The 14,355-nt window shown below is 60.1% G+C and carries 13 protein-coding genes; 3 read left to right on the forward strand and 10 right to left on the reverse strand.

Features of this window, described 5'->3' with window-relative positions; genetic code table 11:
* Positions 1 to 2: 2 nt before the first annotated feature.
* A complete protein-coding gene (gene clpS / locus ACLI1Q_RS09850; RefSeq protein WP_239269904.1) occupies positions 3 to 329 on the reverse strand; it encodes an ATP-dependent Clp protease adapter ClpS in 327 nt (108 codons plus the stop codon).
* Positions 330 to 446: 117 nt separating this feature from the next.
* Between clpS and ACLI1Q_RS09855 the strand changes: the two genes are divergently transcribed.
* Both ACLI1Q_RS09855 and ACLI1Q_RS09860 read left to right on the forward strand, forming a co-directional pair.
* Entirely contained in the window at positions 447 to 1,775 is a 1,329-nt protein-coding gene (locus ACLI1Q_RS09855; protein WP_239269905.1) for a nicotinate phosphoribosyltransferase, read from the forward strand.
* Between the two features lie 18 nt (positions 1,776 to 1,793).
* The gene (locus ACLI1Q_RS09860) at positions 1,794 to 3,758 is read left to right on the forward strand and encodes an ATP-dependent DNA helicase (RefSeq protein WP_239269906.1); all 1,965 of its coding nucleotides are present in this window, start codon (positions 1,794 to 1,796) and stop codon (positions 3,756 to 3,758) included.
* Here ACLI1Q_RS09860 and ACLI1Q_RS09865 read toward each other — a convergent pair.
* From ACLI1Q_RS09865 to nrdF, 4 genes are all read right to left on the reverse strand, one after another.
* Positions 3,724 to 4,446 (reverse strand): peptidyl-tRNA hydrolase, encoded by a 723-nt coding sequence (locus ACLI1Q_RS09865; RefSeq protein ID WP_239269907.1) that lies wholly within the window; start codon positions 4,444 to 4,446, stop codon positions 3,724 to 3,726. The two genes, ACLI1Q_RS09860 and ACLI1Q_RS09865, sit on opposite strands and share 35 nt — an antisense overlap.
* Positions 4,439 to 5,545 carry a phosphoserine phosphatase SerB gene (gene serB / locus ACLI1Q_RS09870; RefSeq protein ID WP_239269908.1) on the reverse strand — a complete coding sequence of 369 codons (1,107 nt, stop codon included), beginning with the start codon at positions 5,543 to 5,545 and terminating at the stop codon, positions 4,439 to 4,441. Before serB ends, ACLI1Q_RS09865 begins: the two co-directional genes overlap by 8 nt.
* A gap of 81 nt (positions 5,546 to 5,626) precedes the next feature.
* Complete coding sequence (ctaD, locus tag ACLI1Q_RS09875) at positions 5,627 to 7,321, reverse strand: cytochrome c oxidase subunit I (RefSeq protein ID WP_239269909.1); 1,695 nt, start codon at positions 7,319 to 7,321, stop codon at positions 5,627 to 5,629.
* Between the two features lie 330 nt (positions 7,322 to 7,651).
* A complete protein-coding gene (gene nrdF, locus ACLI1Q_RS09880) occupies positions 7,652 to 8,641 on the reverse strand; it encodes a class 1b ribonucleoside-diphosphate reductase subunit beta (protein ID WP_239269910.1) in 990 nt (329 codons plus the stop codon).
* 130 nt (positions 8,642 to 8,771) lie between these two features.
* Here nrdF and ACLI1Q_RS09885 point away from each other — a divergent pair, with 130 nt between their 5' ends.
* On the forward strand, positions 8,772 to 9,458 hold the full coding sequence (locus ACLI1Q_RS09885; protein ID WP_239269911.1) for a FadR/GntR family transcriptional regulator: 687 nt from the start codon (positions 8,772 to 8,774) through the stop codon (positions 9,456 to 9,458).
* On the opposite strand, the gene nrdE is transcribed toward ACLI1Q_RS09885, so the two are convergent.
* From nrdE to ACLI1Q_RS09910, 5 genes are all read right to left on the reverse strand, one after another.
* Entirely contained in the window at positions 9,455 to 11,617 is a 2,163-nt protein-coding gene (nrdE, locus tag ACLI1Q_RS09890; RefSeq protein ID WP_284849542.1) for a class 1b ribonucleoside-diphosphate reductase subunit alpha, read from the reverse strand. The two genes, ACLI1Q_RS09885 and nrdE, sit on opposite strands and share 4 nt — an antisense overlap.
* 54 nt (positions 11,618 to 11,671) lie before the next feature.
* Complete coding sequence (gene nrdI, locus ACLI1Q_RS09895) at positions 11,672 to 12,103, reverse strand: class Ib ribonucleoside-diphosphate reductase assembly flavoprotein NrdI (protein ID WP_005277734.1); 432 nt, start codon at positions 12,101 to 12,103, stop codon at positions 11,672 to 11,674.
* Positions 12,104 to 12,127: 24 nt separating this feature from the next.
* Positions 12,128 to 12,367: a glutaredoxin-like protein NrdH gene (nrdH, locus tag ACLI1Q_RS09900; RefSeq protein WP_005284554.1), complete on the reverse strand. Its 240-nt coding sequence runs from the start codon at positions 12,365 to 12,367 to the stop codon at positions 12,128 to 12,130.
* Positions 12,368 to 12,736: 369 nt separating this feature from the next.
* Positions 12,737 to 12,859, reverse strand: a complete 123-nt coding sequence (gene ykgO, locus ACLI1Q_RS09905) for a type B 50S ribosomal protein L36 (RefSeq protein ID WP_003847162.1) — start codon at positions 12,857 to 12,859, stop codon at positions 12,737 to 12,739.
* A 127-nt stretch (positions 12,860 to 12,986) separates the two neighbouring features.
* Complete coding sequence (locus tag ACLI1Q_RS09910; RefSeq protein WP_023016965.1) at positions 12,987 to 14,336, reverse strand: sugar porter family MFS transporter; 1,350 nt, start codon at positions 14,334 to 14,336, stop codon at positions 12,987 to 12,989.
* Positions 14,337 to 14,355 lie beyond the last annotated feature (19 nt).

Here is a 14,355-nt window from a genome sequence, read left to right on the forward strand (position 1 = left end):
ATCTACCCTGCCTGTTGCATTGTCGCCCACAGACCCGCGATCTGGAGCTTTTTAACGTCCGCCTCAACCTTGTCCTTCTCGCCGCTGGACACGGCGGCCTTGCCCTCCGTGTGGACCTGCATCATCAGCTCGTTGGCCCGCTTTTTGTCGTAGCCCAAAACGGTTTGGAATACGTAGGACACGTAGCTCATCAAGTTGACGGGATCGTCCCAGACGATGCACATCCACGGCAGGTTCTCGCTCGCGGCCACATCAACTTCGATTCCTTCATCCAAGTCGGGCGTGGCCATGGGAGAGCTCATACGGACTTCGGGGTTTTGCGGCTTCATGCCTTATAGCCTAATCATTTTTCGCTGGCATTTTGGGCATTGGGTCTCCCCACAGCTCACTAGGGTGGTGGCCCGGGTATGCTGAAAGCTTCTTAACCTGTGAGTAGTATCAGGCTCATGAATGACATAGCACGCCCTATCGATCGCTCCACCGCTTTGCTCACGGATAAATACGAGCTCACCATGCTGCAAGCCGCGCTTCGCGATGGCACCGCCCACCGCAACGTGACCTGCGAGGTCTTTTCCCGCCGCCTGCCCAATGAGCGTCGCTACGGCGTCGTCGCCGGCACCGACCGCGTGCTGCGCGCGGTGGAAGACTTCCGCTTCTCCCCCGAGCAGCTGGAACAGATGGATTTCCTGGATGAAGATACCCGCAAGTACCTGCGCGACTGGCGTTTTTCCGGGCAGATCGACGGCTACCGCGAAGGCGAGCTGTATTTTCCCAACTCTCCTATCTTGACGGTGCGCGGCACCTTTGGCGAGTGCGTGGTGCTCGAAACCATCGTGCTTTCTATCCTCAACGCCGATTCCGCCGTCGCCTCTGCCGCATCCCGCATGGTCACCGCCGCCGATGGCCGCCCCATTCTGGAGATGGGCAGCCGCCGCACCCACGAGTACGCGGCCGTGACCGCCGCCCGTGCCGCTTACCTCGCCGGGTTTACCGCCACCTCCAACCTGGAGGCCGGCTTCCGCTACGGCATCCCGGTATCTGGCACCGCCGCCCATGCCTGGACCTTGGCGCATACGAACCCGGATGGTACGAGCAATGAGGAGGCGGCCTTCCGCGCGCAAATCGATACCCTGGGCATCGATACCACCCTGCTGGTGGATACGTATGACATCACCAAGGGCGTCGAGACCGCGGTCAAGGTCGGTGGCCCGGAGCTTGGCGGGGTGCGCATCGATTCCGGTGACTTGGGCGCGGTGACCCGCCGCGTGCGCAAGCAGCTCGATGAGCTAGGCAATCACAATACCAATATCGTTGTTTCCTCCGATTTGGACGAGTTTGCCATCGCGGGTCTGCGCGGCGATCCCGTCGATGTCTACGGCGTGGGCACCTCCGTGGTCACCGGCTCCGGTGCCCCGACCGCGGGCATGGTCTACAAGGTCGTCGAGGTCGACGGGGTCCCGGTGGCCAAGCGCTCGTCGTCCAAGCAATCGGTGGGCGGAGCCAAGCGCGCGCTGCGCACCTACCGGTCTTCCGGCGTGGCGGTAGAAGAGGTGGTCTACCCCTTCGCCGCAGACGCGCCGGATACGGGCCAGCTGACCACCCGCGAGTTGACCATTCCCTTGATGCGCGATGGGCACATCGTGGAGGACCTGCCCGATCTTGAGGCCTCCCGCACCTACCTGGACGAGGCCCGCAAGACCCTGCCATGGGAGGGCCTGGCGCTCTCGCGCGACGACGCCGCCGTGCCCACGCGAATGGTGGGCTTTAAGGACTAGGTCGCTAGACTGTGTGGGGTGAGTGACCCCGCAGATGATCCCCTAAACCACGACACGGAAACGCTGCTCGGCGCGGCGGTGGATGCGCTCGGCGGCTCCCGCCGCGCCGGCCAGGTTCGCATGGCAAACGCGGTATCCAAGGCCTTGGAATCCGAGCGCCACCTCGCCGTCCAGGCGGGCACGGGAACGGGTAAATCCCTGGCCTACCTGGTTCCGGCTATCCGGCATGCAATGAACTCGGGTTCCACCGTCGTCGTCTCCACCGCCACGCTGGCCTTGCAGCGCCAGTTGGTGGAGCGCGACCTCCCGCGGCTGACGGAGGCGCTAGCCGATGTCATGGAGCGCACCCCCACCTTCGCCATCATGAAGGGCCGCAATAATTACGTATGCCTGAATAAGATCGCGGCCACCCCGGATGATCCGGAGGCTCTTATCGATGAGTCCGATATCTCCTACCGCGGCAAGGCCGTGCGCCGCATCCACGACTGGGCGCAGGAGACCGAAACCGGTGACCGGGACGATTTAGACTTCGGCGTGCCGGATTTGGTGTGGCGGGCGGTATCGGTGACCTCGAATGAGTGCTTGGGGGCTGGGCGCTGCCCGCACGGTGCGGATTGCTTCGCCGAAGAGGCCCGCCGGGCGGCTGCCGATGTCGATATCATCGTCACCAACCACGCCATGCTCGCCATCGACGCTATCTCTGAGGCCAATATCCTGCCCGACCACGATGTGGCGATCATCGATGAGGCCCACGAGCTCGATGGGCGCATTACCTCCGTGTCCACGGCGGAGATTACTTCCCGCTCCATTAAGATGGCGGCGAACCGGGCAAAGTCACTGGGCAATGCCGGCAACCTGGCGGAGTTGGCGGATGAATTCGATGATCTGCTGCGCGTGCAGGAGCCCGGCAGGTGGACGGATTTGGATGAGACGTCGCAGGCGCATTTGCGCGCGCTTGCCGACGAGTTCCTGCGCGTCAAATCCCTCATCTCCCGCGCCCCAGAAGGCGAGGCCAACGATGACCCCGAAAAGAATGCCGAGCGCCAAAACTTAAGTAATCACCTCACGGACCTGGCCGAGGCGATCGGGAGGATCTTGGAGGTCTTCGCCACCGACGATCCCGCCGCACAGGACGATGTCGTGTGGCTGGAGGGCACCGATACGCTCGCCGTCGCGCCGCTGTCTATCGCGCATATGCTGCGCGAGAACCTATTTGGGGAGCAAACGGTGGTGCTTACCTCGGCCACGCTGGCCCTAGGCGGGCGATTCGACGCCATGGCAGCACAATGGGGCCTACCGTCCGGCACGTATGACACTCTCGATGCGGGAACGCCCTTTGAACCGGCAAAATCCGGCATCTTATATACCGCCAAACACCTCCCGGCACCGGGGCGCGATGGCCTGTCCTCTGAAACCTTGGAGGAAATATACGAGCTCATCATGGCCGCCGGCGGGCGCACGCTGGGGTTATTCTCCTCGCGCCGTGCGGCGGAAGAAGCCGCGGAGGCCTTGGCGCCGCGGTTGCCGTTTGATTTGTATGTGCAGGGCGAAGATGCCATCGGCACGCTGGTGGACAAGTTCTCCACGAAGGAAAACTCCTGCCTCTTTGGCACCTTGACGCTTTGGCAGGGCGTGGATGTGCCGGGGCCGTCGTGCTCGCTGGTCCTCATTGACCGCATCCCCTTCCCGCGGCCCGATAACCCGCTGCTGCAGGCTCGATCCCAAGCAGCCGATGCCGCCGGGCGCTCCGGGTTCATGGAGGTCTCCGCCAATCACGCGGCCCTCCTCATGGCACAGGGATCGGGGCGGCTTTTGCGCCACGTAACGGACCGCGGGGTCGTCGCCGTGCTGGATAACCGGCTGGAGTACAAGCGCTACGGCGCATTCCTCAAAGCGTCCATGCCGCAGTTCTGGCAAACCACGAACCCGGAGACGGTGCGCGGGGCACTTAAGCGATTGGTCGCCGCAGCGCACACACGGTAGCCGAGTCGGGGGCGATCTCGGTAAACCCGGCATCGATGATGACCACGGCGTCCTCCTGCGCGCAGGCAGTGCCAAATACCTCCGCGTCCACCTCGCGAACGGAAAGCGGAAAACCCTCTGCTGCCCAGGCTGCGGCTTCCTCCTGGCTCATAGCTGCGGCGAGCATCATCGAGCCGTGGCTCACTTGGGCGGCGGCCTTGCCCGCGGTCATGGCGAGGCTGCGGTCGACGTAGATAATGGGGGCATCGGCAAGCGGAGGCCCTGGCTCGTCCATTGCGAGATCGGTATGGCCGATCTGCAGCTTCCTGATCAGCGGATCTACCTCCCTCACCGCCGAGGGCGCAAAAGCACGCGCGCGGTCATCAACGGTCACGCCAGGAAGCAGCTGCACATCGCGCCACGCTTTATTGCGCGCGCGGCGGGCGATCTTGCGGATGCGGTGGCCGTACCACTGCGCGAGCGCCGCGGCGAAGGCGCCATCCTCGCCGGCGCGGTCATCCAAGCAGGTGGCCACCACGGCGCGAGCGGCCGCGGCGAGCACCTCGCTGCGCGCCGGGGGATCCTGCTTGGGGAGGTGGAGGACTATCTGCATCGCTTGCACGGTGGACGGGTCAGCGGGATCCTCGTGGGAATCACGAGCCGTGCAGGCGGCGACGAGGCGCTGATGGGCTATCTCGAACTTAGTCATCGGCAATCCCCAGCATCGGTAGGACAGCGTCGAGGCGGCGCGGGGTGATGCAGGCATCAGCGGCCTCTCGCAGCGCAGGCTTCGCGTCAAAGGCAATACCCAACCCGGCAGCGGTGACCATGGCGATGTCATTGGCTCCATCGCCCACCGCGACGGTGGACTCCATCCCGATTCCGGAATCGGCGGCGAATTCGCGCAGGAAATCCTCCTTGGCCTGGCGGTCGACCACCTGCCCAATCACCTTGCCGGTCAACTTCCCATCGCGGATTTCCAAGGTATTAGCCCGCACGTAATCGAGCTGGAGGTCTGTGGCAAGGCCCTCGAGTACCTGAATGAAGCCACCCGAGACCACGGCGGTGCGGTGGCCCAGACGGTGGAGGGTACCGATCGCTTCCTTAGCGCCGGGTGTCAGCTCGATATCGCGGGCGACCTCATCGATGATGGAGGCATCGAGCCCCTCAAGCACCGCGACGCGCTCGCGCAGGGACTCCTCAAAGTCCAATTCGCCGCGCATGGCGCGCTCGGTCACCGCGGCCACTTCTGCTTCCTTGCCCGCGTGGGCGGCGAGCATCTCGATAACCTCGCCTTCAATCAGCGTCGAATCGCAGTCGAAACACACCAAGCGCTGACCGCGATTGCCCAAGCTCTCGAGGGAGATATCTATGCCACGGTCCTCTCCCACTTCCCGCAGCGCCTGCCGCGCCGAGTCTGCGTCTTCGAGCGCCACGGTAAGTTCCACCGCAGAAAGGGAATCCAATGCTATCCGGCTCATGCGAAACGTCTCCCCTTTCACGGTCTCCTGCACCGCGCTAATGTCCTCTGCGGTAATCTCCGCGCCGATGAGCGCGACGGCATAGCTTGGCGCAACGGACACCTCGTGCCCGAAGGGCGCCATGGCCTCGCGCACTCGTTCCTCTAGGGCAGCGTTACCGCACTGCGCGGTGAGGGTGAGGTGATTGGAGTGGGTGGCGAGGCGGACATCGGCAAGCGGGGCAGAGAAATCAGCCACCGCGGTAAAGAAAGCGGCGGCCGCCCCTGGCTCGTCCGGTCCGAAGCTAGTAATGGTCATGGTTTCAGCTTGAGTATTCACACCGGCCATTATCCCACACACGCCAAAGCCGCCCTCCCTACCTCTGAGAGGCTTGGGAAGGCGGCTGTAGTCAGGAGTTAAAGTGCGGGCTTAGTGCTTGCCCACGTGAGCTTCCTCGCGCATGCGCTCAACCATGTGCGGGTAGTGCAGCTCGAATGCCGGACGCTCGGAGCGGATGCGTGGCAGGGAGACGAAGTTATGGCTTGGAGGCGGGCAGGAGGTTGCCCACTCCAAGGAGTTGCCGTAACCCCATGGGTCGTCCACGGTAACGACCTCACCGTAGCGCCAAGACTTGAATACGTTCCAGACCAGCGGGATAACGGAGGCGCCGAGAACGAAGGAGAAGATGGTGGAAATCTGGTTGAAGACCGTGAAGCCATCGGACTCTAGGTAGTCGGCGTAGCGACGTGGCATACCCATGTTGCCGACCCAGTGCTGAATCAGGAAGGTGCCGTGGAAGCCGATGAAGGTCAGCCAGAAGTGAATCTTGCCTAGGCGCTCGTCCAGCATGCGGCCGGTCATCTTCGGGAACCAGAAGTACAGGCCACCGAATGCGGAGAACACAACCGTACCGAACAGGGTGTAGTGGAAGTGCGCAATCAGGAAGTAGGACTCAGCCAAGTGGAAGTCCAGCGCCGGAGAAGCGAGCATAACACCGGTCATACCACCGAAGAGGAAGGTAGCCATGAAGCCCATGACCCAAATCATCGGGGTATCCCAGGTGATGTGGCCCTTCCACATGGTGCCGACCCAGTTGAAGAACTTCACACCGGTAGGCACCGCAATCAGGAACGTCATGAACGAGAAGAACGGCAGCAGGATGGCGCCGGTGACGAACAAGTGGTGTGCCCACACGGCCATGGACAGCGAGCCGATAGCCAGGATGGCGAAGACCAGGCCGATGTAGCCGAAGACCGGCTTGCGGGAGAAGACCGGGACAATCTCGGAGACAACGCCGAAGAACGGCAGCGCGAGGACGTAGACCTCGGGGTGGCCGAAGAACCAGAACAGGTGCTGCCACAGGATGGCACCGCCGTTAGCGGAATCGTAGATGTGGCCGCCCAGCTTGCGGTCATACAGCACGCCCAAGGCGGCTGCGGTCAGCAGCGGGAAGATCATCAGCACGATGGCGGAGGCGGTGAAGACGCCCCAGCAGAAGACCGGCATGCGGAACATAGTCATGCCCGGTGCGCGCAGGGTCAAGATGGTGGTGATCATGTTGATGGCGGAGGCAATGGTACCGACACCGGTAGCGCCCACACCGACGATCCACATATCGGCGCCGATGCCGGGGGTGTGTACGCCATCGGCAAGCGGCATGTACATGGTCCAGCCGAAGTCAGCCGCACCACCAGGGGTGATAAAGCCAAGCAGCATGACGATACCGCCGAGCAGGGTCACCCAGAAACCAAAGGCGTTCAGACGCGGGAAGGCCACGTCCGGCGCGCCAATCTGGAGGGGCAGGATGTAGTTACCAAAGCCCCAGACAACTGGCGTAGCAAACAGCAGCAGCATCACGGTGCCGTGCATGGTGAACAGCTGGTTGAACTGCTCATTGGACAGGAACTGCAGACCCGGGGTGAAAAGCTCCGCACGGATCAGCAATGCCATAAAGCCACCGAGGAAGAAGAAGCTGAAGGCCATGATCAAGTACATGATGCCCAGCTGCTTGTGGTCGGTGGTGGTTAAAAATACCCAAGCCTTTGAACCGGTCTTTTCCCTACCGGTCGGCTCTGGACGTGTGGGAGCGACGTAATCGTCGACCCGTGGCGCCACAGCGGTCATAGAATCCTCCTGAATAACAAAGTGTCAGCGGACCGGGTCCACCTACACCTAGGTTTACTTCGATTATATTAGGACATTTTCCCCTGTTCTTGCCAGCTTCTCTTAAAGGTCTTTCAGCTTGGGGGTATCCCCCCCAATAACCACAACCGTCACATACCCCCAGCACGTGGGGCGGGCATCATTTAAGGTTTACATTCTTTGGGCTAGGTATGGGTGTCGCATGTCACAGCGGTTGCGAGATATGCAGGTCAAAAACCGGAAAACGCACCCCCGCTCGTTATCAACCTTTCGGTTGAGTGTGAAGCGAAGGTGCGCGGGGACTAGGAACGGCTAGAAGTCCCAGTCATCATCCGTGGTGTCCTCGGCCTTGCCGATGACATAGGACGAACCCGAGCCGGAGAAGAAGTCGTGATTCTCGTCGGCGTTGGGCGAAAGAGAGGACAGGATAGCCGGCGAGACGCGGGTCTCATCGGCCGGGAAGAGGCCCTCAAAGCCCAGGTTATTCAGGGCCTTGTTGGCGTTATAGCGCAAGAAGCGCTTGACGTCTTCGGTCCAGCCCAGCTCGTCGTAGAGATCCTCGGTGTAGTCGATCTCGTTGTCATAGAGCTCGAAGGCCAGATCGAAGGTATAGTCCTTCAATTCCTCTTGCCGCTTTTCATCCAGCTTCTTGTATTCCTGCTGGAACTTATAGCCAATGTAGTAGCCGTGCACGGCTTCGTCGCGGATGATCAGCCGGATGATATCGGCAGTATTGGTCAGCTTCGCGCGGGAAGAGAAGTACATCGGCAGATAGAAGCCGGAGTAGAACAAGAAGGACTCGAGCAGCGTGGAGGCCACCTTCTTCTTCAACGGGTCATCACCGTTGTAGTAGGCCAGGATGATCTTGGCCTTCTTCTGCAGGTTCTCGTTTTCCTCGGACCAGCGGAAGGCATCATTGATCATCGGGGTGGAAGCCAAGGTCATAAAGATATTGGAATAGGACTTGGCGTGCACCGACTCCATGAAGGCGATATTGGTATATACCGCCTCCTCGTGCAGGGTCTGCGAATCCGGAAGCAAGGAGATCGCACCGACTGTGCCCTGGATGGTATCCAGCAGCGTCAGGCCGGTAAAGACCCGCATGGTGGTTTCTTTTTCTTTTTCCGTCAGCGTCTTCCAGCTGGGGAGATCATTAGAGACTGGGACCTTTTCCGGGAGCCAGAAGTTACCGGTCAACCGCTCCCATACCTCGAGGTCTTTGTCATCGGGGATGGTATTCCAGTTGATAGCTTTTACCGGGCTGTCATGACTAGCAACGTAGTCATCGTATTCGTGCGACACGCGATGTCACTCCAATGCTTCACTGTGTAGAATTTCGAGTCCCAGCATACCCAATGCCGCCCTACCTCATCCCGCCGCACCGCGTCTATAATAAAAGCGCATTACACAGCCAGGAAAGGACGCCCGCGCCATGGCAGAAACCACTCCCCTTTTAGGCCCTGTAGTAGACCAGCTGGGCACGGATATCGTCAGCGGGGACATGGCGGAAGGCACGCGGTTTCGCCTTGGGGACATCGAAAAGCGCTTTGGCATCTCCCGCACCGTGGCGCGCGAGGCCATGCGCACCCTCGAGCACTTAGGGATGGTTTCTTCTGGGCGCCGGGTGGGCCTTAAGGTGCTGCCGCGCAGCAGCTGGGCGGTCTATGATCCCGCCGTCATTTCGTGGCGGCTGGGCCACGATAGAACGCGCGCGGAACAGGTCGCGCGCCTCAACGAGCTGCGCCTTGGCATCGAGCCGGTGGCGGCGCAGCTTGCCGCGCGCAATGCTAGCCCGCAGCAGCGCCGCGAATTGCTGCGGCTAGCAGAAAGGCTCAGCGAGCTCGAGACCACCCCTTCCCCACGGGTAGGCGAAGAACTCGAAACCGACCTGCAATTCCATACCCTCATCCTGGAGGCCTCCGGCAACGAGATGATCGCCGCGTTGGCGCCAGCCTTGCTGGCCATCTTGAAGGGCAAATCCGTCTTTGGTTCCCGCAAGCGGGATCCGATTCGCGGCACGACGCAGCTACATATGGATTTAGCGCGGGAGATCGACGCCGGCGAGGCCGAAGCCGCCGAGCGCACCTCCCGCGCTATCCTGGACCGCGCCCGCACTTAGAGCATGCAGGAAACGCAGCCCTCGATCTCGGTGCCTTCCAGGGCCATCTGGCGCACGCGGATGTAGTACAAGGTCTTAATGCCCTTGCGCCAAGCGTAAATCTGTGCCTTATTCACGTCGCGGGTGGTGGCGGTGTCCTTGAAGAACAGCGTCAGCGATAGCCCCTGGTCCACGTACTTGGTGGCCTCAGCGTAGGTATCAACGATCTTCTCGTAACCAATCTCGTACGAGTCCTTGAAGTACTCCAAGTTGTCGTTATCCATATGCGATGCCGGGTAGTACACGCGGCCAATCTTGCCTTCCTTGCGGATTTCAATCTTGGAGGCAATCGGGTGGATCGACGAGGTGGAATTGTTGATATAGGAAATCGAGCCCGTCGGCGGCACCGCCTGCAGGTTGCGGTTGTAGAGGCCGTGCTTGGCGACGTCCTCCTTCAACTCCGCCCAGTCCTCTGCGGTGGGGGTGTAGATAGAGGAGGCATCGAAAAGAGCCTTGACCTTTTCGGTGCGCGGCTGGAACTCCGCCGGATCATAGGAATCAAAGAACTCGCCGCTGGCGTAATCGGATTCGGGGAACTCGGTGAAGGTCGTGCCGCGCTCGCGGGCGATCTTATTAGAAGCGCGCAGGGCGGCGTACATGATGGCCGCGAAGTAGGCGTTGGTGAAGTCCAAGCCCTCCTCGGAGCCGTACTCGATGTGCTCGCGACCCAAGTAACCGTGCAGGTTCATCTGGCCCAAGCCGATAGCGTGCGAGTCATCGTTGCCCTTGCGCACGGACGGAACGGAATCGATGGAGGTCTTATCCGCCACCGAGGTCAGCCCGCGAATCGCGGTCTCCACCGTTTGGGAGAAGTCCGGCGAGTCCATGGTCATGGCGATATTCAGCGAACCCAGGTTGCAGGAAATATCGTTGCCCACCTGGCCATAAGAAAGATCCGCGTTGAGCTCGGAAGCGGAGTTGACCTGCAAGATCTCCGAGCACAGGTTGGACATATTAATGCGGGAGGTCTTGACCGGGTTGGCGCGGTTTACCGTATCTTCATACATGATGTACGGGTAGCCGGACTCGAACTGCAGCTCCGCCACGGTTTGGAAAAAGTGGCGCGCGTTGATCTTCTTCTTCCGGATGCGCGGGTCCTCGACCATTTCTTCGTAGTGCTCGGTAACGGAGATATCGCCGAAGGCCTTACCGTAGACGCGCTCGACGTCATACGGCGAGAACAGGTACATATCGTCGTTGTTCTTGGCCAGCTCGAAGGTGATATCCGGGATCACCACGCCCAAGGACAGGGTCTTAATGCGGATCTTTTCATCCGCGTTCTCGCGCTTGGTGTCGAGGAAGTTCATGATGTCCGGGTGGTGGGCGTTGAGGTAGACCGCGCCCGCGCCCTGGCGCGCACCGAGCTGGTTAGCGTAGGAGAATGCATCCTCCAGCATCTTCATCACAGGGATGACGCCAGAAGACTGGTTCTCGATGTGCTTAATCGGCGCGCCGGATTCGCGGATATTGGACAGCAGCAGGGCCACGCCACCGCCGCGCTTGGACAGCTGCAGCGCGGAGTTGATGGAACGGCCGATGGATTCCATATTGTCTTCGATGCGGAGCAGGAAGCAGGAAACCAATTCGCCGCGCTGCTGCTTGCCGGCATTTAGGAAGGTCGGCGTGGCGGGCTGGAAGCGGCCAGTCATGATTTCATCGACGAGATGCTCTGCTAGTTCGGCATCGCCATCGCCAAGGAAAAGCGCGGTCATGGAAACCCGGTCCTCGAAGCGCTCCAAGTACCGGCGGCCATCGAAAGTCTTCAACGTATAGCTGGTGTAGTACTTATAGGCGCCAAGGAAGGACTTGAAGCGGAACTTATAAGAGTAGGCGCGCTTGAATAGGGACTTGATGAATTCGAAGTCATAAGCCTCAATGACCGCTGGATCATAGTACTTATTGCGCACCAGGTAATCGATCTTTTCTTCCAAGTCGTGGAAGTAGACCGTGTTCTGATTAACGTGCTGCAAGAAGAACTGATTGGCGGCCTCGCGGTCCTTATCAAATTGAATCTTGCCGTCTCCGTCGTAGAGATTCAGCATGGCGTTGAGCGCGTGGTAATCCAGCTGCTCTTCCTGCGATACTGGCTCTGCTACGGTCTTTCCCAATTGCGTACTCACAGCTGACGCGGCCTTTCTTAAAATCAGGATTCTATTAGGTGTGTCGCACCGCGGCTAGGCTGCCTCATCCAGTCCCAACTGGGAAGCATTAGCCAGCAGGCCTTCGCGACAAATTTTTATATCTTCATCGTTTCCGAGCAACTCGAAACGATATACATAGGGCACCTTACATTTGGCGCTGATGACGTCACCAGCCTTGCCAAAATCGGCGCCGAAGTTGCTATTTCCTCCGGCGATAACCGCCCGAATAAAACTGCGGTTGTGCTCATTATTAAGGAATCTAATTACCTGCACCGGTACGGGCCGGGAGTTTTGGTGGCTAATGGAGGCTCCCCCGCCGTAGGTGGGGCACACCAAGACGAAAGGCTCGTTGACCACTAGCGGCTCATCGGTGCGGCGCAAAGGGATTCGCGCGCTAGGAAAACCTAGCTTCTGCACGAACCGGTGCGTATTTTCCGTAGTAGAGGAAAAATACACGACCAACATGACGGCACCTCCCTCCTCGGCTGCTTACGCAGAGGCGGCTAGCGCGGCAAGGTTCTTGATGCGGTCAGGGCGGAAGCCGGACCAGTGCTCGCCGTTTGCTTCTACGACGGGTGCCTGGACGTAGCCCAGAGCCATAATGTAGTCACGGGCTTCATCGTCCACGGTGACATCTACCACGTTGTAATCCAGACCCGCGCGATCAAGGGCCTTCTTGGTGGCGTTGCACTGAACGCAAGCGGGCTTGGTGTAGACGGTGATAGACATAATAACTCCCTAAAATCCTTTTGCGAGATAGCTTTTGCTCGTAGAAAGCGGAGGTTCTGACCCCTTTTCGGGCCACTTCCTGCACCGCTCTGAGCGACACCAACGACACTATACTTTGGGGGAATTGACCGCAACTGACACAACATATAGTAGTTACACCCATGATATTCCCAGGAGGGCCAGGGGCGAGACCCCACATGTTGACCACCCCGGCACCCAACCGTGGAACTACACGCCTGACATTCCTGCGGGTTTACCTTCTGTTCACCTAAACATGTGGCAAAGTTCACATTCCGGCGTCGAGGCGTAGAAACGAAAAATCCGCCCCGCTCCGAACGCTCGGAGGAGGCGGACTTCCTTAAGTTTCAATTAGCCCTGACGAGCCTTGAAACGGGGATCCTTCTTGTTGATCACGAAGACCTTACCGTGGCGGCGAATAACCTGGGCGCCCGGCTTCTTCTTCAGCGACCGAAGGGACTTACGGACCTTCATCGGGCGCTCCTTTCGTTATGCGCAATCTACATGCGGTTGAGTAAATAAAGCACGGACTGGGAATCCCCAGCCATGACACGAGGAATAATTTTACCTCACGCGGCCATTAAGACCAAAACACTAGGGCTTAATGGGGTGCGGATTCCCGCGAGTAGCGGGATTTCATCTCCTCGCCTACCTCATCCAGGCTACGTCCCATGGTCTCTGGTACCAAAATGCGGGTGTAGCCGATGGCGATGAGCCCCAGCACGCCGAAGACGCCAAAGGCCACCGGGCCGGTGAGCCACTCCACCAGCGGCAGGAAGTACTGGGCCACGGCCCAGTTGGTGGCCCACAGCGAGAGCCCAGCGATGCCCATGCCGAGGCCACGCACCTGCAGGGGTACGAGCTCAGAGATAAGCAACCAGGTCGTCGGCGAGACCGCTGCTTGCTGGAAGGCAATGAACGAGGCCATAAAGACCAGCGAGACCATCGCCATCGTGGTGGAATCGGCGGCGTGCGAGTACGCCACGGACAAGATGAAGAGCGAAATCACGTTGCCGGTCAGGCCGATAAGCAGCAGGCGCTTGCGGCCGATGCGGTCGACCACCTTGAGGCCCACCCAGCAGGCGATGACGGAGACCACACCAATGACAATCGAGGTATAGACCGAGTTGGTGGTAGAAATCCCCACCTGGCTCATCATGGTGGGCGCGAAGTAGACGATGGCATTAACGCCGGTAATCTGCTGGGTCAGGCCCATCAGCATGGCGAGCAATACCGTCACCTGCATCCAGCGATTGGCCTTCAGTGCCTTCCACTCGGAGCCGCTGGAACGGCGCGCCGTTTCTTGGGAGGTAAGCTCTGCCAGATCCATCCCGGCGCGGCCTGCAACCTCACGGGCCCGCGACATCTTGTCGTGCGTGGCCAGCCAGACTGGGGTCTCTGGCAAGAAGAGCATGCCCACGGCGAGGGCCGCGCCCGGTACGGCCGCAAGCCCCAGCATCCATTCCCAGCTTTCCGTGGGCGCGAGGGCAGAATTTACAAGGTAGGCCAAGAGCTGGCCCACCACGATCAGCAAGGTATTCAGGGAGACCATGCGCCCGCGGATCTTGGCCGGCACCATCTCTGAGATATACATGGGCGAGACAATGGATACCGCACCGACGGCAAAGCCCAAGAAGGTACGGGCCGTGGCCAGCATGGTCACCGATCCAGCCAGCGCGCACCAGATGGAGCCCAAAACGAAAATGATGCCGCCGGCAATCAGCGTAAAGCGGCGGCCAAAACGGTCCGCGATGCGGCCTGCGGTCAACGCGCCCACCGCGGCACCCACCAGCAGCATGGAGGTCACCCAGCCCTCTTGGTGGGCGGTCATATTAAATTCCGGGGTGATATACAGCAAAGCACCGGACATCACGCCGGTGTCGTATCCAAATAATAAACCGCCAAGGGCGGCAATTCCTGCAACTACCTTGACATAACTTTCTTTATTCACAGCACGCAATTGTGTCAGG

This window comes from Corynebacterium limaceinasi, assembly GCF_046717465.1.
GTDB lineage: Bacteria > Actinomycetota > Actinomycetes > Mycobacteriales > Mycobacteriaceae > Corynebacterium.